We start from the raw sequence: 21996 nt of genomic DNA, 5'->3' as shown, positions 1-21996 counted from the left end.
AAAGTTAGGCAAGGAGCTTCAACGATGTATCGTGACGAAAATCCTTACTTGATGCGACCTGGACGTTCTTTGTAACCGTAGTAGGCATCCTCAATGATTTCTTGCATGTGGTCAACCATTGCTAGACGTGGGTTAGCTGGGGTACATTGATCTTCGTAGGCAAGAAGAGCCAATTCGCGAGAGTGTTCTTTGAGTTCTTTCTCGTCGATACCTTGTGCTTTCAAGTTCATTTGGATACCGATGCGTTCACCGAGGTCGTAAACTGCTTGTGCGTATGCTGCAACAGCTTCTTCTGGTGTTGAGCATGGCAAGCCTAGAAGACGAGCGATGTCTTGGTATTTTTCATCTGCTTTATAGTAGTTGTACTTAGGCCATGTAGCTGTCTTAGCTGGACGAGTACCGTTGTAACGGATAACGTACGGAAGCAAGATAGCGTTTGTACGACCGTGAACGGTATGGAAACGTCCACCAATCTTATGAGCCATTGAGTGAGAAATACCTAGGAATGCGTTGGCGAAGGCCATACCTGCCATAGTTGATGCGTTGTGCATTTTCTCACGTGATACAAAGTCAGCATTCTTCACTGAGCTTTCAAGGTTTTCAAATACTAGTTTGATAGCTTGAAGTGCTAAACCATCTGTAAAGTCGTTTGCTACTGTTGAAACGTATGCTTCTGTAGCGTGAGTCAATACGTCCATACCAGTATCGGCAGTAACGTGAGCAGGTACTGTCAATACGAGTGCTGGGTCAACGATTGCCACAGTTGGTGTCAATGAGTAGTCAGCGATTGGGTATTTACGGTTGTTTGCTTTATCAGAGATTACGGCGAACGGTGTTACTTCTGAACCTGTACCAGATGTTGTTGGAATCGCGATAAACTTAGATTTCTTACCAAGTTCTGGGAACTTGAAGGCACGTTTACGGATATCCATGAATTTTTGAACTAGGTCATGGAAATCAACTGTTGGTTGTTCGTAGAAGAGCCACATAACTTTGGCAGCATCCATTGGTGAACCACCACCGAGTGCGATGATTGTATCTGGTTTGAAGGTACGCATCAATTCTGTACCTTTATAAACCGTTGTGATGTCTGGATCTGGCTCAACGTCTGAGAAGATTTGGTAAACAACTTTATTACGACGAAGGTCCAATTGTTCGATGATACGATCTAGGAATCCAAGTTCTACCATGGCACGGTCTGTAACGATCATGACACGTTCAACGTCACGGCATTTTTGGAGATATTGGATAGAGTCACGTTCGAAGTATGTTTTAGAAGGAACTTTAAACCATTGCATATTATTTCTACGTCTTCCTACTTTCTTGATGTTGAGCAAGTTCATAGCACTTACGTTATCACTGATTGAGTTGCGTCCGTAAGAACCACAACCAAGTGTCAATGATGGCAAGAATGCGTTGTAAACATCACCAATACCACCGAAAGTAGATGGAGAGTTCCAAATAACACGGATAGCACGTACGATTGTACCAAACTCTTTCGCCAATTCTGCGTCTTCCGTATGAATAGCTGCAGAGTGACCGAGACCGTGGAATTCAACCATTTGGCGAGCTGCTTCAAGACCTTCTGCACGACCATCAACTTTCAAGACGGCAATGACAGGTGACAATTTCTCACGAGTCAATGGTTCTTTCTCACCGATTTCAGCAACCTCAGCTGCCAAGATGTTTGTACCTTCTGGAACTGAGAAACCAGCTTGTTCAGCAATCCATGCAGCTGGACGACCTACGATGTCCGCATTCAATTTGCCTTCTGCACAGTTCTTGCTGTTGGCTTTTACACCGAAGCAGTATTCTTCAAGAAGAGCTTTTTCTTTCTTATTAACGAAGTAAGTTTTGTAAGATTTGAACTCTGCTACAAACTCATCGTAAACTTCTTTATCAATGATAACTGCTTGTTCTGACGCACAGACCATACCGTTGTCAAATGACTTAGACATCACGATGTCATGGGCAGCTTGACGGATGTTTGCAGATTTTTCAACATAGGCAGGAACGTTGCCGGCACCTACACCAAGAGCTGGTTTACCACAAGAGTAAGCCGCACGCACCATGGCGTTACCACCAGTTGCAAGAATAGTCGCAATGCCGTCATGATTCATCAATTCAGAAGTTGCTTCCATAGATGGTTTTGTTACCCACTGGATACAGTTTTCTGGAGCACCTGCTGCCACAGCTGCTTCATAGACAACACGCGCTGCGTGAGCTGAAGATTCTTGAGCAGATGGGTGGAAGGCAAAGACGATTGGGTTGCGTGTTTTCAAGGCAATCAAGGATTTGAAGATAGCAGTGGACGTTGGGTTTGTTGTTGGAGTAATACCACAGATAACACCAACTGGCTCGGCAATCAAAGTCAAGCCCGTAACGTCATCTTCTTCGATGACACCAACTGTTTTTGTATGACGCATATTGTTAACCACGTGTTCGCAGGCAAACAAGTTTTTAGTTGCCTTATCTTCGAATACACCACGTTTGGTTTCTTCAAAAGCGTGCATTGCCAATTCACCGTGCTTGTCAAGAGCAGCTACCGAAGCCTTAGCTACAATATAGTCTACTTCTTCTTGACCAAGTTTACGGAACTCATCAAGAGCAACCAAACCTTTTTGAACAAGCTCATCAACGTGCTTGCGCGCTTCTACCAACTTTTCTTCTGGTGATACTACTTTTTTATCAGCCATTGTGTTCCTCCAAATATACTCGCTAACTATTTGTTAACTTTTTCACAATGTTATTGTACTATTTTTTATTTTATTTGTAAAGAGAAATTGTTAATTTTTTCACATTTTTCTGTTTTGTTTTGGAAAACGCTTACTTTTTCCTGTTTTCAGAAAACATTCAGATTTGTTTCTGCTTTGTTTGGTCGAAAAATACATAAAGTAAGACAAATCTTTATCATTTATTCTTTCTCTAACATTTACGATACTAGTTTATCAAGAAAACGCTTCCATGTAAATAGATTTTTTTGAAAATTTTGTAGTAATTACGTGATAATTTTCAATTTTATATTCATTTGTTCCTCCTTCTCTACTCTTGCATTTTTGTTCACATTGTGATATTATTAACAAGAAAATATCTATATTAACACATTCAAAAAATGTGCTGCAATAAATAGGAGGTCTGCCATGAAAGCAGTTGTTGTTAATCCAGAATCTACTGGTGTTGTCGTTGTTGAAAAAGAACTTCGTCCACTTGAAGCTGGCGAAGCTTTGGTCCAAATTGAGTACTGTGGTGTTTGTCACACTGACCTCCACGTTGCCAATGGTGATTTTGGTAAGGTTCCTGGTCGCGTTCTTGGTCACGAAGGAATCGGTATTGTTACAGAAATCGCTCCTGATGTGACCAGCTTGAAGGTCGGCGACCGTGTCAGCGTTGCTTGGTTCTTCCAAGGCTGTGGTATGTGTGAATATTGTACAACCGGTCGCGAAACTCTCTGCCGTACCGTAAAAAATGCAGGCTACTCTGTTGACGGTGGTATGGCTGAGCAATGTATTGTAACAGCAGACTATGCAGTAAAAGTTCCAGAAGGTCTTGATCCAGCTCAAGCAAGTTCTATCACTTGTGCCGGCGTTACTTGCTACAAAGCGATTAAAGAAGCTCACTTGGAACCAGGTCAATGGATCGCTATCTATGGTGCTGGCGGACTCGGAAACCTTGCTGTACAATACGCTAAAAAAGTGTTCAATGCCCACGTTATTGCTGTAGATATCAATAATGACAAATTGGAATTAGCCAAGGAAGTCGGTGCAGATGTCACCATCAATGGTCTTGAAGTGGAAGACGTACCTGGCTATATCAAGGAAGTAACTGGTGGCGGTGCTCACTCAACTGTCGTAACGGCTGTTTCTAAGGTTGCCTTCAACCAGGCTATTGACAGCGTTCGTGCAGGTGGCTACGTAGTTGCAGTCGGTCTTCCATCTGAATATATGGATCTCAGCATTGTGAAAACTGTACTAGATGGTATCAAGGTTGTCGGCTCTCTGGTTGGTACTCGTAAAGACCTAGAAGAGGCCTTCCACTTCGGTGCTATGGGACTAGTTGTTCCAGTCGTTCAAAAACGTCCTGTCGAAGATGCCGAAGCAGTCTTTGATGAAATGGCAGCGGGAACTATTCAAGGCCGCATGGTCTTAGACTTCTGCCACTCACACTAATGCGTTCTCCACTATTTTCAAGAAGTGATTATCCAATCGCTTCTTTTTTGCTTTCTAAAATAAAAAGAAGCAGCTTAGACTACTGCTTCTCCAATTCTTCTAAAATGCTTGCAAAATCTGTTTTGAGTGCTTCCAGGCTTGTTTCAACTTGACTTCTTGTCTGGTTATTTTTAACCACAACCTGTCCAGATTCAATTTCACTACCACCCAGGGTAATGATGGCCTTGGCTCCAAAGACATCTGCTGACTTAAACTGGGCCTTGAGCTTGCGGTCCAGATAGTCACGCTCTGCACGGAAACCTTGCTTGCGGATGGCTTGAACCAGCTCAAGCGCTCCGCTATTGGCCTCCTGACCCAAAACCGCGATGTAAACATCTAACTGGGTGTCGAGAGGGAGCTCGATGCCTTGCTTTTCAAGTACGAGAATCAGACGTTCAATCCCCATACCAAAGCCAAAAGCTGGCGTTTCTGGTCCACCAAAGTAGGTCACCAAACCGTCATAACGGCCACCGGCACAGATGGTCAGGTCGTTACCACCCACTTCTGTCATAAACTCGAAAATGGTGTGGTTATAGTAGTCCAAACCACGCACCATGTTGGTGTCAATGGTGTAAGCAATGCCTAGGCTGTCCAACATGGACTTGACTGCTTCAAAGTGGGCTGTACTTTCTTCATCTAGATAGTCCAAGATGGACGGTGCATTTTCCACAGCAATCTTGTCTTCTTTTTCCTTGGAATCCAACACACGCAAAGGATTTTCTTCTAGACGGCGCTGGCTATCCTTGGAAAGCTGGTCCTTGAGCGGGGTCAGATAGTCAATCAAAGCCTGACGATAAGCGGCACGGCTCTCGGGATTTCCCAGACTGTTGAGGTGGAGGCGAATGTCCTTGATTCCCAACTCTTCAAAGAAGTGATAGGCCATAGCAATGGTTTCTACGTCTGTCGCTGGGTTATTGGAACCGAAACACTCCACTCCAATCTGGTGGAACTGACGGAGACGACCTGCCTGCGGACGCTCATAGCGGAACATTGGACCCATGTAATAGAATTTAGCTGGCTTTTGTACTTCTGGGGCAAAGAGCTTATTTTCTACATAAGAACGAACAACTGGTGCCGTCCCTTCTGGACGGAGGGTAATATGACGTTCTCCCTTGTCATAGAAATCGTACATCTCCTTGGTCACAATGTCCGTTGTATCGCCAACCGAACGGCTGATCACCTCGTAATGCTCGAAAATCGGTGTGCGAATCTCAGCGTAATTGTACTGTTTGAAAATGCTGCGGGTAAAGTTTTCCACGTACTGCCATTTGGCAGAATCCTGCGGTAGTAAATCCTGTGTTCCTTTAGGTTTTTGTAGTTTCATAGGTCTTCTCACTTCTCTATATCTTGCCCCTTATTTTATCATATTTTAGTCTTTTTTGGAAATAGCAGAGCAGACAAAAAGGGAGTGGGAAAGAACTCGACCATTCATAGAAGAGTTCGTCTTCCCACCCCCGCACAGTTGATTAGGTCAGATTTGGAGTGTAAAACACGAACAAATCTGCCAATCAACCACTGCGCTGAGATGTTGACACTAACTTTGATAAGCGGTGCTGGGCTTGAGTCCAGCCTCCTTGTTTAAAAAAACTATTTCTTATCCACAATCTGGAAATTCAAGTCTGCAACTTCGATTTCAACCTCAAGTTTTTCTTCGGAGTTGAGATTGAGGAGGTTTTCTAAGGCTGTTTCTGCAAAGGCCGCTACTTTTTCTATTTTAACCCTTCTCAATAAGCATTACCATTCCAATAACGGTAAAAGAAATCATTAAAAATTTCCCAAAACTGTCGGAATAGAACAAGCTTTTCAATAATTTTGGCAATCCAAAAAAATCTTCCTACTGTCATAGTAAGAAGATTTTTTCATTTTAGCCATCTATCCTTGTTTGCGTCTTCTTGCACTTACAAGACCAAGACTAGACAATACTGTCAGACCTGCGAGTGCCAACAGACTTGTTTGCTCCCCTGTGTTTGGCAAGGTCTTAGCACGTTCTACACGTGAGTATGTCACTTTTTCCCCAGTAGCTGTTTGTGTCACGGTGACACTTGCTTGTGGGTTCGTCACCACAACCTTACCGTCAACAACTGTTACATCTTGACCTTTAGTAATAGCGTCTTTGACTGCATCAATGTTGATAGCTGGTTTTTCAACAGCAGTTGGTGCATCTTTTGGTACTGCAACAACTGTTCCATCTGGAAGAGTAGCAATGATGTTATCTTTTGCTTTGTCTTCAAGTTCTTTGATGACTTCGTACTCTGCTTGAAGTTCTGCCAATTTAGCTTTTTCTTCAGCAAGTTTAGCAGTAACCGTTTCAAGTTTAGTTTGTGCAGTTTCAGCTTTAGCTTGTGCTTCATCAAGAGCAGCTTGTTTTGCTGTGAGAGTTGCTTGTGCGTCAGCAAGGCGTGCTGGTGCGTTCAAGTAACCAGCAAGTTCTTCAGCAAGTTCTTTTGCTTCAGTAACCAAGCGGTCTTTTTCTGCAAGAAGTGCCTCACGCTCTTTGTTCAAGCTATCAAGCGTTGCTTGTTGGCTTGCAAGGTTAGCTTGAGCTGTTTTAAGAGCTTCAGCCTTAGCGTTTGCAGTAGCTTGTGCTGTAGCAAGGTCAGCTTTAGCAGTATCAAGAGATGCTTTCTTTTCAGCAAGATTTGCTGAGAAGTTGTCAACAGCCTTTTGAGCGTCAGCCTTGCGAGCCTCAGCGTTTTGAAGAGCAATGGTTGCAAGACGCAAGTTATTTTCTGCTACCTGTGTTTGAAGCGGTGTAGCAGTAGCATCAGCAAGGACTTTCTCTGCCTGTGTTTTAGCTTCAAGTGCGGTAGCGTAATCTGAGCTTGCTTGAGTCAACTTGGCTTTAGCTTCATTAGATGCAGTTTGGGCTGCTGTAAGAGCTGCTTGAGCTTGAGTAAGGTTTGCTTGGAGTGTTTCTGGGTCATTTGGGTTTGTGATTGGGGTGCCAGAATTTGCCAATACAGCAACGAGCCAGTATTGACCGTTGATGTTTGCAATTGAAAGACCGATACCACCGTTAGCATACATGTTTGGAGTCAAGTGATTCCAATTGGATTTGCTATCATCAAATGATGTTGCAAGGAATGCTTGCCATGCCGCATTTTTGATATCTTCAACAGTTTTAAGAGTGTCAATTGAACCAAGACGTGCAAGGTTTTCAATTGCTCCTGGAATGTGACCAGTTGTTACTGGGTCTGTTCCACGCTGTTTATATTGGTTGGCACGATTTTGTGCGATTGTGATAGCATTGTCTGTGACAGTAGCAACTGTTTGAATACCAAGTTGTTTACGCAATTGGTTTACAGCATCAACGTAGATGAATGACATATCCAATTGGTTGTCTTTAGTCAAGTTGTTAACGTCAACGGCAGATTTTGCGTCATCAGTTCCTACTTTAATAGTTGAAGCTGAAATTGAATTGAAACCTGAGTCTTTCAAGAAATCGGCATTGTCTTCAGATGGGTCTTTTTTCCAGTTATCCAAATCAGATTTGAAGTTTGAATCAACGTTAACTGTTACAACATCAACATTTGCCAAAGCTTTTGTTGCAGTTTTGACAGCGTCATTTGTTTTATTGAGTGCGTCAGTTGTTGTTTTAGACTCATCTTGAGCAGCAGTCAATTTTGCTTTTGCTGTATCAACAGCGTCTGATTTTACAGCAACCTCAGTTTCAGCAGCTTTGATTTTTGCATCGCGGTCTGCGTCAGCTTTCTTAGCGTCTTCAAAGGCTTGGGTTGCAGTATTAACGTTAGCTTTAGCATCTGTAACAGCTTCGCTTGCATTATCAAGGTTAGCTTGAGCTTCAGCAAGACCAGTACCAGAAATAGCGTCTTGTGCTGCTTTGACGTCAGCTTCTTTAGCAGTTACGTTAGCATCAGCTGCGTCTTTTTCTGCTTGGGCAGTATCAACAGCAGTTTGAGCATCAGCGACTTTATTAGTTTGGTCTGCAATTTCAGCGTTAACTTGGTCAGTTTCAGTAGCGTTAGCAGTTTGGTCTGCAAGGTTAGCTGCTTGGTCAGCTTGGTTTGCTGCAATATTAGCAGGTGTTGCATTGGCAGCGTTAGCTTCTGCGTCAGATACAGCTTGTGTTGCTGTGTTAACGTCTGCTTGAGCAGTGGTAACGTCTTGGTTAGCTGTGTCTGCATCAGCTTGAGCGTTAGTTGCATCTTGAGCAGTAGCGTCAACAACAGCTTGTTGAGCTTCAAGAGCTGGTTTGACATCAGCTGATGTTTTAGGTGCTTCGACAGCAGTAGTTTCCGCGGCTGGTGCTTCAGTTGTAACTGGAGTTTCAACAGTTGATGTTGCCAATGATGCTTGAGCTTCTTCATAAGAAGAGTAAGTTCCATTTGGTTCAGATTTTACAATTTCGCCTGTGGCGTGGTTAACAGTTTGCCACTCACCAGTCACACGGTTTAAGAAAATACCATATTGTGTGTCTGCTGATACGGTAGACGCACCAACGGTTGCAAGGGTGATGGCAGTAGTTGCTGCGATTGTGCCATATATATACTTGTTCTTTTTCATTATTTCCTCCTGTTTAGGCTAATAGGAAGGGCTTGGCCGAAGTGTCAAGCCCTGCTATACTAGTATAGCAGGCATTTTGTCAAGTATTTTGCATGATTTTTAAGAATTTTGTCAAAAAATTTGGGGGGAAGAAAAATTAAGTGCAATACTTAAATAAAAATAGGAAAATACAATTGAACAAATTTTTTCAAAAAATCTGTCAAGTAACTTTACTTTACAAAAAACTTTTGTTATACTGTTAAAGTTGACGAAAGTCATACGCACTATTTTAGATTGAAAAAGGGCTGTGCCCTTATATTTAACGGAGGAAGAAAGAAATGGCAGTACCTGCACGTCGCACTTCAAAAGCGAAGAAAAACAAACGTCGTACTCACTATAAAGTAGCAGCTCCAACTGTGAAATTTGATGAAACTACTGGAGATTACTCACGTTCTCACCGTGTATCTTTGAAAGGATACTACAAAGGACGTAAAATCGCTAAGGCTGCTTCAGCTGAATAATAGAAGGGAGATACCATGCGCGTAAATATTACACTTGAACACAAAGAATCTGGTGAGCGTTTGTACCTTACTTCAAAAAACAAACGTAACACTCCAGACCGTCTTCAATTGAAAAAATACTCACCAAAATTGCGTAAGCACGTGATTTTTACTGAGGTTAAGTAAGGTTTCATTACATTTCAGTACACGCTGAAAACCTTGATTTCATGCGATTTTTGAAAGATGAACTTTCATTACATTGCAGTACAAATCAGTCGAATCACTACCTTTTTTAAAAATAAGATTTTGATTCGGATAAGTAATAGACCCCACTGGCTAATTAAAGTCAGTGGGGTTTTTGAGTGATTGGGAAAGAGCAAAGTTACTGATTAACAAGATCCACAACGATAATTTCTGGGCGATTAAAAAATCTTGGTACTCGTGTAGATTCTTTGGCCAGACCCCTGCTTACAATAAAATGCGAGTTTTCAAATTCATATAAACCACCTGCATATTTCGGAAAAAATCCTTGATTAGGCGCAAATACACCATTAACCAAATAAGGCACTCTCCATTGTCCTCCATGTGCATGACCTGATAATACTAAATCAAATCCATACTTTTGATACGTCTCAACTAGTTCTGGGCGGTGCGCTAGTAAAATTTGAAAGTCGGTACTTATTTGCTTCCCTTTTATGTCTTCAAGTTGGTCTAGCAAATTCACACTAGTATCATACTTTTGAAAATATTCAGGATCGTCAATGCCTGAAATAGTGATTGACTGCCCCCTTATATCAACTCTACTAGTATTTCCAGATAATATGGTTACATTCTGTTGTCGCAGATGTTCCAGCATCTGTTCATATCGATTACTCCATATTTCATGATTACCTGACACATAGTAAGTATGATTAAATTTGCTTAGCCCGCTCAATAGTTCTAGTGTCTTTCTGTCAGAAAGTTCATCATCAAAAATATCTCCACCTAATAAAATGATATCTGGGCCTTCTTTCTCTAATACTTCCAAGATTTGTATCTGATTTTTACCATAATTTGATGAGTGTAAATCAGTAATTAGAGCAAGTCTGATCGGTTGAGATATTTTGGGACTAACAAGCCTGTAATGAGTTACTTGAAGCCGACTGTCAAAACCTAAAGCAAGAAAAATTAGGATACAAATAAGAATAAACCATCGTGGCTTACTATTTTTTAGTTTTTTCATCATATGAACTATTTTACCAAATTTCTGTAACGAGCAAACATTTTCAAAAGTTTACTCAATAATAATATCAAATTGTTTTTTATCAACTTCTTTTGGAGCGACGTAACTAATATTTCGTTTGGCATTGAATATATCAGATTCTTCCAGTGATGTAGAGAGTCCGCTCCAAGGTTCTAATGCAATAAAGGGACTCTGATTTGTAGTTGACCAAATCACTAAATATGGAAAATCATCAAATGCAATCGAAAGAGTCTTCTGATGATTTTTAGATTTCAAGGTTACCTTTCGCGATGCTAATTGATCCAATGTTATGGCATCGTGCTCAAACAGTTGATAGGACAAGTCCAATATCTTTTGATTTTCCAAGAATGGCCGACGATCTCGCAGATCAAGTAAGCCAGTTTCTGGAAAACTTCTTGGAACTGTACAAGATTCTACTTTTTCAAATTCTAAATAATAGTCTTCATAACTCTCACCATCCAACAAAGGACAATTAAAACCTGGATGACCCCCAATAAAGTATGGTAGCTTTCTATGTCCTTCAAGATTTTTAACCCGATATTCAGTTCGGATTGTATTGCCAAGTAATGAGTAGTTAATGGAAAGTTCAAATTCAAATGGGTAATGTTTTACGGTTTCCTCATTTGATGAAATAGAAAATTCCAAAGAATTTTCAGTTCTTCTTACATTTTTGAACATCATTTTTCTCACAAGTCCATGCCTTGGAATTGTGCCTGTAAATGTCGGTCTTTCTGCCGGTTCAAAGATAGCCCAATCATTTCGTAAACTTCCGCAAATCGGAAATAGAACTGGTGCTTGACCGCTCCAATAGGTCGGATCTCCTTGCCAAAGATACTCGACACCATCATTGTCTTTTATCGAAGTAATTTGCCCACCTAATTCAGAAAATTGTACTGTTAAGTTCTCATTTTTTAATTCGAACATAAAAACTGCCTCCCTTATATGAAAACAAGGATGCTAACTTGAGCTAGGCATCCTTGTATTATTTTTATTCAATAACCTGTGTTTCTGCTACTTTTTTATACCAATAAGCACTTTTCTTTGGATAGCGTTCTTGGGTCTCAAAGTCAACATAAAACAAACCATATCGTTTCTCATATCCATTTGACCAAGAAAATACATCCATCAAGGACCAGATGAAATAACCTTTAACATTGGCACCATCTGAGATAGCATCTGAAATCACTTCTAAATGCTTTTTCACATAATCAATTCGACCATCGTCATAGACTGTACCATCTACAAATTCATCTTTATAGCCTAGACCATTTTCAGTGATGTAGATTTTCTTATAATTTGGATAGTCATTTTTCACACGCATAATTTGGTCATAAAGACCTTGTGGATAGATAATCCAATCCCAGTCCGTTTTTGGAATATCAACTGGGGACTCTCTACGACCAACTCCTTTGATTTGATACTTAGAACTTCCCTTTTCACCTTTGCCATTATGGATAATTTCCGTTTCTCCATCATGAGCTCTCATCCAATCACTCATATAGTAATTGATGCCCAAAAAGTCGTTCAAATCTTTTGCGGCATCTAAGGCAGCAAAGTCTTCATCACGAAGGTCTAATTCCCCACCATTTACTTTCAGAATATGGCGAACACCTTCAAGTGTCTTTTCAGAATAGTAACCCAAGTATGTTGCATCTAAAATAAACTTGTTATGAATAATATCTTCAAGTTCAGCTGCACGGACATCTTCTGGATTTGTTGGATCATAAGGGTATTTCGTTGGCAATGCATGTACAACACCAATTTCTCCACTATAACCAGCATCCTTGTAGAGCTTAACAGCCTTGGCATGTGAAACCATCATATTGTGGTGAGATTGGAATACTTTAGCTAAGTCATACTGAATACCTGGCGGGAACTTCCCAACAAGATACTGACCGTCACCAATTGGGCCGATTTCATTAAAAGTAGTCCAGTAATTAACTTCAGGGAATTCTTTGAAGCAAAACGCTGCGTAATTGACGAAGTGTTCAATGTTATCTCGATTTAGAAAGTCACCATTAGAATGAAGCGTTTCTGGTGTATCAAAATGATGAAGCGTTACAAATGGTTCTACGTGACGTTTATGGCATTCCGCAAATAATTTATGGTAAAACTCTACTCCCTTTGGATTCACTTCTCCAAAGCCTGTTGGGAAGATACGAGACCAAGCAATTGAAATACGAATGCCGTTTACCCCAAATTGTTCACTTAGTTCTAAATCAACTGGATAACGATTATAAAAATCAGAAGCTGGTTCCGCAGTATACCAGTAATTATCCTCTAGATACTTATCCCATGCAACACGACCTTTTCCATCTGTCTTTGTGGCACCCTCTGCTTGATATGCAGCAGTTGCTCCACCAAATATAAAATCTTTTGGTAATGTTTTAACCATATGCCTACCTTCTTCTATCAAAAATAAATAAAGGGGTAGGAGTTGGAGATTATAACTCCCTCCCCTTTTGATTAAGAACCTGTATTCACAAGTGAAGTGCTTGTATATAAGAGATAGTTTTTCGCTAATCAAGGCAGTTTTTTGAGGGAATACTGACTGCATTTTGAAAAAAACTAACGATGAGTAGCTGAAAAACTAGCCTTAGATGGAAGTGCTGAACTGTGAATACAGGTTCTAGAACTGTTGTTTGACAAAGTCAAGAGCACCTTGACCATCACGTGTGAGTTTAATGTATTGAGCCCCTTCAGTTTTGGCGAGTTTAATGCCCAATGCATCGGTTTCTTGTTTAATGTCCTCGTAGTTTGATGCCACCTGAGGTGCAAGGATAACTAATTGATACTCTGGTAAAATCTCGCGGTGAGCTCCATAACTTCCTGCTGTCGCTGTTACTGGAACACCGTATTCTTTGGCAGCTTTAGTTAAAGCGTTAGCAAGCAATCCACTTGTACCACCTCCTGCACAAAGCACTAAAACGTTGGTTTGTTCAGAAATTTCGGTATCGACTGCTGCTTTTTCAAGGATAGCATCCGCCTTGGCTGTATTGAAGTTAGCTGCCACTTTCTCTTTCAAGCTATTTTCAACTTTCCCTGATTGTTCCTCAGCAAGAATTTGCTCATCATAAACTTTCAAGAATGGATAATAGATAAGAACATCGACAACGACCAACAAGACAGCTAGTGCAAAGGCAAGTGGAGCAAAGTTTGTTCCCATTACAATCCCCAATGGTCCTGGAGTTGTCCATGGTAAGTAGACGCTGAAGCTGTTCATTTTTAGCGTATCAACAAAGAATTTGAAAATCCATACGTTAGCAATTGGAGCTAAAATAAATGGAACAAAGAATACTGGGTTAAGTACAAGTGGTGCACCGAACAAGATTGGTTCATTTACACCAAAGAATGTTGGAACAACTGAAGCACGTCCAATTGCTTTATTTCGTTTAGACTTAGTCAACCACATAAACATGAATGGCACAACCAAGGTAGCACCTGTACCACCCATTGTCACGATAAACATTTGAGTACCTGAAGTCAGGATTTTGTCCGCGTGTTGACCCGCCTGTAAAAGTTGGAAGTTGGTTTCAATGTTGGCATAAGTAATGGCTGCAATTGCTGGCTCAACAATTGATGGACCATGGATCCCTACAAACCAGAACAAGGCATAGGCACCAAAGATAATGGTAATACCCACATAACCGTCTGCTGCTGTAAATAGTGGCTCAAATAATTTCAGAATAGCCTCAGCAACGTTTGTTCCAAGGAATTGACGTGTTACAAGATCGATTCCATACAAGACAAAGATAGACAATGCATATGGAATCACATCTTTAAATGCCTGGGATACGTTCGGTGGAACTTCGTCTGGCATACGAATGGTAACATTATTTTTCACACAGACCTTATAGATATTAACTGTAATGAAGGCTGCTAGAAAGGCTGTCAAAAGTCCTTTAGTTCCCATGTAACCATTGGCAAACCCACCTTCAATACCATCAGAAGCCAGTAATAGGAAACCTGAAATTGAGGCAATCATAGTTGAAATGAAGTTGATTTGATTGGTTTTTGGCAATTGACGGTTAAAAGCATCTGTCAAAGATTTTGCGGTCGTTCCTGCAACTAGGACAGCTACAATCCCCATTGTGTAACCGTAAGGTTTCATGATAGCCGCAACTGCTTCATCAGACCAAGTAAATCCAAAAATATTAGGCACGAAAGCTACCAATAGGAAGATACTTGAGAACAAAATAACTGGCATGGCTGCGATAAAACCATCACGGATAGCCCTTAAATAAGGGTTTCTCGAAATCTTTTCAAAGAAAGGCTTCCCTTTCTCAATGAATTCAATCAATTTATTCATTACTTATCACCTCGTTTATACAATTCAATCATATGACTCATCATGTCTTTCAATAACAATGTTGTCATGAGATGGTCTTGACCATGCATAAGTGTCACACTAAAGGCTAAATCCTCACCAGCCGCTTCTTTTTGCAACAAACTAGTCTGAGCATGATGGGCTTCAACAATACAAGCATTGGCAGCTTCAACTAGTTCTTCTGCTTTTGCATAATCACCTTTTTGAGCAGCAGCCAGTGCCTCCATCAATCGAGAACGAGCATCACCAGCGAACGCAACAATCTCAAAACCTAATAACGTAATTTCTTCTCTGTTCATAATATGAACCTCCTTTTAAAATTGAATTGATTTACAATAACCGTTGAATATGTAACACAATATAGAACCTTTCACTGTCATTTACAGGTACATCAACCAATGTTGTGATCATCTCAAAAATCTGACTTCCAATCAGGTAAGCTCTTGGATTCTGGAGCTTGATGTACTGTTCCAAACTAGCAATCGATTCATTTGACTGATGGGACCTATCTAAGTAATTCAGAAAATAGGACAGATGAATCATAAAGCGATCATAAAAATTGCTATTTTCTTTTGTGCGTTTAATCCCATTCTCCGTCAAGATTTGTTCAACATATGCTATAATTTTTTTGCTGATGTCCTGTTCTTCACTTGTGGGATGAATGGTTTCACCCTTTGCATTAATTAAGTGAAGGGCAATTCTACCAATCTCATCATTTGGAAAATCTTTTAGCAACTTTTCTCGAAACATAGCTAAAGCTTCACGCGCCATTTTATATTCCAAGGGATATTCGGCTGAAATATTAGGTAACCTACTTTCTTGATAGGTATTCTTTAAAACTGCCTGATAGGCACAATAGATATGATCTGTCAGTGTCACATAGAGATATTCTTGTACAGGGTAATGATAGGTTGCTACTAGATGATTGATAACCGTGTAGGTTGCCGAAATAAAATCTAAGGGAATATCTTTTAATAAGGTTAGAAAATTTTCTTTGGCCTCATCATTTTTTAGCGAAAAGATATTCTCTATCTTATCCTTAACAATTAAATCTCCCTTTTTCTTTTGAAAGGTTATACCTAATCCCATCACGACTGCCTGTTCCCCGTGTTCATTTTTCACCAGAGCAGCGTTATTATTTAGTGACTGTATAATCCTAAACATATATTCCTCCTATATTTTTAAGCAAAAAAAGACTACAAACAAACCGAGAATATCCTACTCTCAAATCCATTTGTAGTCTTGCCTAATCGAATTAGTTACAATCCACTCTATTCTTGCTGATGAGATTATTATAGCATATTCTCAGAAAATGTAAACCCTTTCTTTAAGAAAAATGGTTATTTTTTATAAAATTTTTCTACCCAGGATGTTGCAGTTTGAGACAAGACTGCATCAAGCCCTTCAATATTTTCACGACCAACAGTTCGTAACCATTCACGTGCTGCTTCTTCTCCTTGTTCGATGTAAACTGGCACAACACCTGCCCATGTTGCACGACCGCAGAGAACACCATTAAATTTAGCACCTGCTTCATGTGCAAATACTAGAGTATCTTGGAAGAGTTTTGCAGAAACACCTGCACTTAGATAAATGTATGGCAAATGAGTTGATGCTTCCTGTTGACGGAAATATTCGGCTGCTTCTTCTTTTGTATAAACGACTTCCCCTGTTCCAAAGCCTTCTACAAAATTCATGTTCACAGGTACTTCTACCTTGAGAACATCTACTCCAAAGCGTTCGTCAGAAAAGACTTTCATGGCTTCATTTACTTTTCGAGGTTTAACTTTCGCAAATTCAACACTAGCATTGTCCTCAATCGTTTCATCATAGCTCAAAATCTCCAAGAAGAATGGCAAACCTTCTGCCTGACATTCTGAACCTAAACGTTCAATATAAGCATGTTTTTGAAGATTAACGTATGGATTACCATCAACGTCATAGTAGAGTAGAAACTTAATGGCATCCGCGCCCTCTTCTTTTAGTCGTTTTACAGACCATTCTACCAGGCAATCTGGCAAACGACTGGTAGAGCTGGTGTCATAGCCAGTTTTTTCATAAGCCAAAAGCAATCCACATTGCTCATCGCGAGCGCGTGAAGCTGGTAAGCCAAACTCTGGATCTAAAAGAATAGAAGAAGAAAACTGTGTTAACTCTTCAGATACTAGAGTTTTCAACTTTTCCATTTGCTCTACAGTTGGAGTTTCTGTCTGATGTTTTGCCATCATTTTTTTCAAGGCTCCACGTTGGTCGAAGGCAAGAGCTGAAATGACTCCTGCTTCATTGCTGACTTTTTCCATATATTTTCTTTTTTCTGCTGTTACTACCATCTTAAACCTCCTCGACTTCAATTTGAGAATACAATACTTCTGAATGTTCTAAGTTGACATAACCTGTCTGTTCTTCCTGAGCATTTAACATGCCCAAAACGTTTGCTTTTTTTAGTAGTTCGACATCAGGTAATGCATGTTTCAAACTAGCTGCAATACCTGCAACGGTTGAATCACCCGAACCTACTGGATTAACGACATTTATTTTTGGAATTTTAACACGATAGAACTTGTCATTGTGCTTAGCAAAAGCCCCCTTTGCCCCCAATGATACGACTATCCATTCAATTCCTTGGAATAATTGACCAGATAGAACTGCTTTCAATTCTGGAATATCATCTGTGACATTTTTGCCAATTAACTGTGATAACTCTTCTGTATTTGGCTTGATAACCGTCGGCTTCTGCTGACTTTCTAAAACGTTTTTCAGCGCCTCACCAGAACAATCCAGAACAACAGCCACTCCATATTTTTTACAAAGTTCAATTACCTTAACATAGTAGTTGCTAGCAAGTCCTTTAGGCAAACTTCCTGAAATAGCAACAACATCTACTTTGTTCAGGATGATTTCAAGATGTTCGATAAAATTCAAGGCTTCATGTTCTTGAATAGTTGGTCCTTGTTCTAAAATCTCTGTCTGTTGACCATCGTGAAGGACCGCAATGCAATTACGTGTTTCGCTCCCAATTTCCACAAAGGAATTTTTAATATCATTTCGAGTGAGTTGTTTCTTTACATAACTTCCAATCTCACCGCCAATAAAGCCTGTTGCTACAACATCTTCACCGATTTGTTTCAAAACTCGTGTGACATTGAGCCCCTTGCCACCAGCTGTTTTTTGAACTTTTTCTACTCGATTGACAGTATCCAATTGAAAGGTATCCAATTGATAGGCAATATCAACCGACGGATTTAAAGTGATCGTCAAAATCATGTGAGCCTCCTAGTCGTGGTATTCTCCACGATCCCACTTTTCAAGAAATTCTGTAAAGAACTCTGGATTAGCCTGCTCTTGATTGAGCGTTTCAACTGCAGCAATCTTTTCAATTAAGCGTTTGTTTTCTTCAGTTGGTTTGTATTCTGCTTTAATGAAGGCTTCAATGATGTCGCACATAAGCAACTCACCTGTAATTTTCCCACCAAAACCAATAACGTTGGCATTTAACTCTTCCTTAGCGTAAAGTGCTGAGGTCATATCTCGAACCAAAGCTGATCGAACACCAGGAACCTTATTTACAGCATTGTTGATTCCAACACCTGTTCCACAGATACAAATGCCCAAATCTGCTTGTCCGCTTGCAACAGCTTCACCAACTTTTTTACCAAAGATTGGGTAATGTGTACGGACATTATCATAAGTCCCGAAGTCCAATACTTCATATCCTTGATTTTTCAAATAATCTACCACAGCGATTTTTTCATAGGTTACAATGTGGTCACAACCGATTGCAATTTTCATCTCTTATTCTCCTTTATCTGCAACAATTAGCACATTTTATTTAGCATATCCACACGAATTTGGTGACGGCCGCCATCATACTCACCTTCAACAAATCCTTTAACAATATTTTTAGCAATTCCTTCTCCTACAATCTCACTACCGATTGTAATAATGCGCGAATTGTTGTGTCCTCTTGTCATATAGGCAGAACGTTCGTCTGAAACTTCTGCAGCGATCATGCCTTTGACTTTAGTTGCGGTCATAAATGGACCAACACCATAAGCATCAATCACAATACCAAGATTTCCTTCCTCTTGATTGACTGCTGCAACTACTGCCAAAGTTGTATCAACAAAATCACTTCCATCACTGACATCTTTAAAGTCATATGATTTTTCTTGTAAATAATCTTTAATAACGTCTTTTAGTTTTGAGCCCGCTGGATCAGCACCGATAATGATTGTCATAACCTATCTCCTAACAAAAATAGAAAGTTGTAGCCATATGTGGCAGAAAATCTTTGTTTTGCAAAACTTAGAAAAAGCGTTTTCGCTTTTTATGTTTAAATTATACAACCAAATAAACACAAAGTCAACATATTTTGTTTTATTTTTGTTTATTTTTTTCGTATACAAACAAAAAACCAACATTTTACTGTTGGTTTTGATAACTTTATGATTTTGTAGAAATAATTTCAATGTGCTTACTTAATAATTGATAATTTTCATCCTTTGCATTCATATCTGTCACTAGAGCAGTTACATCCTTCAAATCACAAAAGGAAGTAAAATCATCTTTTCCAATTTTCGAGGCATCTAGCAGTAGATATTTTTCTAAAGAATGTTTAATAGCAATATTTTGCGTATAGGCTTCAGCGAGGGTGGAGGTCATGACATCAGTTCCCTTAAGTCCGTTACCTGAAAAGAAAATCTTGCTGAATCGCATTTTTTCTAAACTTGTATTGGTAATTTCTCCTACAAACGATTCTGTCACTTGGCGATATTCTCCCCCAAGAAGAAAGACTTGAAAATCCTCTGTCTTCTTTTGAGATAAGATGGTAAAAACAGGCATACAGTTTGTGATGACAGTTAGACGAGGATTTTTAATAGCTTCAGCCAGAAAGGCCACTGTTGTTCCTGGACCTAAAAATACCGTGTCTCCATCTTCTATCAGTTGTGCAGCTCTTTCTGCTATCTCTTGCTTGGCTTCCTTATTTTGAATGTGTTTCTCAGAATGGGAATATTCCCGGTATTGAAAAGCCTTATTACTTCTAGCACCACCGTGTATTTTAGTTAAAATGCCTTGCTCTTCCAATTCGATAAAATCACGTCGAACAGTCATATCAGTAACATTTAGCAATTCAACAATCTCAGAGATTCTAACTGTACCTTTTTTGTTTACCAATCGTGTAATTTCTTCTAGTCGTTCTCGTTTATTCATGTTTAATCCTTTGTTGTTTTTTTACATTATATCAAAAATAAACAAGAATATGTTGGAATTTTGAACAGTTGTTCTAGGTGAATTGAAACTTCTTATCAAAATCTCAGTTCAGAATTTTTTTACATCATTAAGATAGAACCAAGCCCTTCTTTGATAAAGGTTACTAAAATTTCACCAAAATCACCTGATTTTGGTGAAGGAACACTTGGTAATTTATTTTCATTTAAATATTTAGGAGATTCTATCCCCATTACATATGTCATATGTTGTAATTTTTCATCCGAACAATAATTTCTTCTGAATTGTTTTGCCCAATCTTCAAAAATTTCTGGTTCATCTTGAATGTCTAAATGAAAACCTCAATCTGCTTACCTTTATCAGTAATAATAGGTTCTTCTTGAATTAGATACTGCATATAACTATACATCGTTTTCATTACTTTTACTCATCTCTCTCAACCTTTCCTGTCCCAACTTCAACATCTCTTCCTCGACCTTGCTCCACGCTCCGAAAAGGTAGTTTTGAAGAACTTCTGCTGCGGAACCTTCATCTGTTTCAGAATCATAAATGCAAGTCCTGTCTCTTTGATAAATCTGAATCTGGTCAAAGAGTTGCTCTCTTTCTAACTCCCTTAGGTTATCAACCAAGTTCTCTACAATCCCATCATGGTGTTCTTTGGGTGTTGCTCTGGCCTGAGTCGGATCGATGGCATAAAGCTCTTCGTAACGAATCAAGGTACTGAGATAGGACAGTTCTGGTTTGGTACCAATCACTGCTAAGGAAACTTGGTATCCTTTCAAAGCTAATAATTGAGCAGTCTGACGAGGAACTTGAGTGGTTCGTAAGGTTCCTTCAATCAGCAAATGATAACCTTGTGTGCTGAGTTCGTCAACCAGATGCTCTACCATTTTTCCTGCAAATCCCTTGGTATAGTCCACGCTGTCCTTGCCATACTTTTCTTGCAGGGCTAAGTAATTGGGATGCTGAGAACGGTAGCTGTCACCATCGATGATAATGATATTGCCTTGAAATTCCTTTTGCTTGATACGATGAATAGTCGTCTTACCTGCTCCGCTTTGTCCACCAAGCAAGATAGCTTTCGGTTGATCTGGAATCGTCTTTCCTCGGGTTAAAGCCCGAATGGTTCGCTGCAAGGCCTTCTGAAAGTCAGCCTCACTAAATTCTTCCAACCTCATTGAGCCACCACCTGATGATGCACCATCTCTAACATCCGCTCAATACCGTCTAAATAACCATTGTAACGCTCAATCTCATCGAAAGTATCGACAAGGTAAATTTTCGTATGGATCAATTCAGCCAAATCATCACTCATCAAAATCCAAGGATTGGCTTCATCATCAAAAGCAATATTCTGACTATCCTGGTATCTATAAAGCTGTGATAAAATGGCTGCTCCACGTTCTTTTATCACTTCTATTTTTAAAGTCAGTTGGTAATCTTCAACAGGTGTTAGCATCTTATCCTCCCCGACAATATCAACATAAGAAACATTAAATTTTTGACAAATACGGTCGATAAGTTCTGTTGAAACTTTACTAGTTCCATTCTCATAACGACTTAAGCTATTGCGTGAAATACCAACCATTTTCGCAAATTCTGGTTGTGTTAAATCGTGTGTTCGGCGTAGTGATTTGATATTGTCTCCAATCATAGATAAAGACCTCCTCATATTTAATTTCATTATAGCACAAAAATCAACGACGCACCATTTTTGGTGCATTCTTTGTTTTCTTATTTTTGGATTAGCCGTCTGCAAGACCCCTCGGAGAGCGTTTGTAGTTTTGATGGACTACAGGTCTGTCAAAACTACAAAAACATTACTTTTTGGCAAAAAGTAACAAAAGGCTATCTAGAATCGAAGTCAGTCATTTTATTGGTTAACAAACAGAAAACTTCGCTCATCTGGGCGAAGTTTTTTGATTATGGCTTCGAGCCAGTTTTTCTCGTAGAGAAAAACAAGAAAACCACCAGCTATGCTGGTGGCTG

The 21996-nt window shown here is 39.7% G+C and carries 21 protein-coding genes; 3 read left to right on the top strand and 18 right to left on the bottom strand.

Annotated features, from left to right (window positions below; all coding sequences use genetic code 11):
- Positions 1-44: 44 nt before the first annotated feature.
- Positions 45-2696, bottom strand: coding sequence for a bifunctional acetaldehyde-CoA/alcohol dehydrogenase (gene adhE / locus SST111_RS04375; protein ID WP_099810147.1), 2652 nt, complete (start codon positions 2694-2696; stop codon positions 45-47).
- 444 nt (positions 2697-3140) lie between these two features.
- Between adhE and adhP the strand changes: the two genes are divergently transcribed.
- Positions 3141-4166, top strand: a complete 1026-nt coding sequence (adhP, locus tag SST111_RS04370; protein ID WP_099810146.1) for an alcohol dehydrogenase AdhP — start codon at positions 3141-3143, stop codon at positions 4164-4166.
- A 79-nt stretch (positions 4167-4245) separates the two neighbouring features.
- On the opposite strand, the gene hisS is transcribed toward adhP, so the two are convergent.
- From hisS to SST111_RS04360, 3 genes are all read right to left on the bottom strand, one after another.
- Positions 4246-5529, bottom strand: a complete 1284-nt coding sequence (hisS, locus tag SST111_RS04365) for a histidine--tRNA ligase (RefSeq protein ID WP_099810145.1) — start codon at positions 5527-5529, stop codon at positions 4246-4248.
- Between the two features lie 263 nt (positions 5530-5792).
- Positions 5793-5933 carry a hypothetical protein gene (locus SST111_RS12170; RefSeq protein ID WP_180274025.1) on the bottom strand — a complete coding sequence of 47 codons (141 nt, stop codon included), beginning with the start codon at positions 5931-5933 and terminating at the stop codon, positions 5793-5795.
- Positions 5934-6077: 144 nt separating this feature from the next.
- On the bottom strand, positions 6078-8729 hold the full coding sequence (locus tag SST111_RS04360) for an SEC10/PgrA surface exclusion domain-containing protein (RefSeq protein ID WP_099810144.1): 2652 nt from the start codon (positions 8727-8729) through the stop codon (positions 6078-6080).
- 317 nt (positions 8730-9046) lie between these two features.
- Between SST111_RS04360 and rpmF the strand changes: the two genes are divergently transcribed.
- Positions 9047-9229, top strand: a complete 183-nt coding sequence (gene rpmF / locus SST111_RS04355) for a 50S ribosomal protein L32 (RefSeq protein ID WP_002937589.1) — start codon at positions 9047-9049, stop codon at positions 9227-9229.
- Positions 9230-9244: 15 nt separating this feature from the next.
- Positions 9245-9394, top strand: coding sequence for a 50S ribosomal protein L33 (gene rpmG / locus SST111_RS04350; RefSeq protein ID WP_002262412.1), 150 nt, complete (start codon positions 9245-9247; stop codon positions 9392-9394).
- Positions 9395-9590: 196 nt separating this feature from the next.
- Here rpmG and SST111_RS04345 read toward each other — a convergent pair whose 3' ends face one another.
- The 14 genes from SST111_RS04345 to pezA all read right to left on the bottom strand — a co-directional run bounded on the left by SST111_RS04345 (position 9591) and on the right by pezA (position 21661).
- Positions 9591-10433, bottom strand: coding sequence for a metallophosphoesterase (locus SST111_RS04345; protein WP_257211388.1), 843 nt, complete (start codon positions 10431-10433; stop codon positions 9591-9593).
- 48 nt (positions 10434-10481) lie between these two features.
- The gene (locus tag SST111_RS04340) at positions 10482-11375 is read right to left on the bottom strand and encodes an aldose 1-epimerase family protein (RefSeq protein WP_099810143.1); all 894 of its coding nucleotides are present in this window, start codon (positions 11373-11375) and stop codon (positions 10482-10484) included.
- 64 nt (positions 11376-11439) lie between these two features.
- The gene (lacG, locus tag SST111_RS04335) at positions 11440-12846 is read right to left on the bottom strand and encodes a 6-phospho-beta-galactosidase (protein WP_029187006.1); all 1407 of its coding nucleotides are present in this window, start codon (positions 12844-12846) and stop codon (positions 11440-11442) included.
- 234 nt (positions 12847-13080) lie between these two features.
- Positions 13081-14760, bottom strand: coding sequence for a lactose-specific PTS transporter subunit EIIC (locus SST111_RS04330; RefSeq protein WP_099810142.1), 1680 nt, complete (start codon positions 14758-14760; stop codon positions 13081-13083).
- Positions 14760-15077 carry a PTS lactose/cellobiose transporter subunit IIA gene (locus tag SST111_RS04325; RefSeq protein WP_003048451.1) on the bottom strand — a complete coding sequence of 106 codons (318 nt, stop codon included), beginning with the start codon at positions 15075-15077 and terminating at the stop codon, positions 14760-14762. Before SST111_RS04325 ends, SST111_RS04330 begins: the two co-directional genes overlap by 1 nt.
- A 31-nt stretch (positions 15078-15108) precedes the next feature.
- On the bottom strand, positions 15109-15942 hold the full coding sequence (locus tag SST111_RS04320; RefSeq protein ID WP_099810141.1) for a PRD domain-containing protein: 834 nt from the start codon (positions 15940-15942) through the stop codon (positions 15109-15111).
- 176 nt (positions 15943-16118) lie between these two features.
- On the bottom strand, positions 16119-17108 hold the full coding sequence (lacD, locus tag SST111_RS04315) for a tagatose-bisphosphate aldolase (protein WP_099810140.1): 990 nt from the start codon (positions 17106-17108) through the stop codon (positions 16119-16121).
- A gap of 1 nt (position 17109) precedes the next feature.
- The gene (locus SST111_RS04310) at positions 17110-18042 is read right to left on the bottom strand and encodes a tagatose-6-phosphate kinase (RefSeq protein WP_099810139.1); all 933 of its coding nucleotides are present in this window, start codon (positions 18040-18042) and stop codon (positions 17110-17112) included.
- A gap of 9 nt (positions 18043-18051) precedes the next feature.
- Positions 18052-18567 (bottom strand): galactose-6-phosphate isomerase subunit LacB, encoded by a 516-nt coding sequence (lacB, locus tag SST111_RS04305; RefSeq protein WP_018031055.1) that lies wholly within the window; start codon positions 18565-18567, stop codon positions 18052-18054.
- Between the two features lie 26 nt (positions 18568-18593).
- Positions 18594-19016, bottom strand: coding sequence for a galactose-6-phosphate isomerase subunit LacA (gene lacA / locus SST111_RS04300; RefSeq protein WP_024384734.1), 423 nt, complete (start codon positions 19014-19016; stop codon positions 18594-18596).
- A 205-nt stretch (positions 19017-19221) separates the two neighbouring features.
- Complete coding sequence (locus SST111_RS04290; protein WP_099810138.1) at positions 19222-19989, bottom strand: DeoR/GlpR family DNA-binding transcription regulator; 768 nt, start codon at positions 19987-19989, stop codon at positions 19222-19224.
- A gap of 119 nt (positions 19990-20108) precedes the next feature.
- Positions 20109-20252 (bottom strand): hypothetical protein, encoded by a 144-nt coding sequence (locus tag SST111_RS12375; protein ID WP_257211387.1) that lies wholly within the window; start codon positions 20250-20252, stop codon positions 20109-20111.
- 156 nt (positions 20253-20408) lie between these two features.
- Positions 20409-21185, bottom strand: coding sequence for a type II toxin-antitoxin system toxin PezT (gene pezT, locus SST111_RS04280; protein ID WP_099810137.1), 777 nt, complete (start codon positions 21183-21185; stop codon positions 20409-20411).
- Positions 21182-21661, bottom strand: a complete 480-nt coding sequence (gene pezA, locus SST111_RS04275; protein ID WP_099810136.1) for a type II toxin-antitoxin system antitoxin PezA — start codon at positions 21659-21661, stop codon at positions 21182-21184. The genes pezT and pezA overlap by 4 nt, the downstream gene beginning before the upstream one ends.
- Positions 21662-21996 lie beyond the last annotated feature (335 nt).

This window comes from Streptococcus suis YS161, from assembly GCF_002760245.1.
Classification (GTDB): Bacteria; Bacillota; Bacilli; order Lactobacillales; family Streptococcaceae; genus Streptococcus; species Streptococcus suis_I.
Note: the sequence above shows the minus strand (reverse complement) of the source record. Positions and strands in the feature narration are given on the sequence as shown.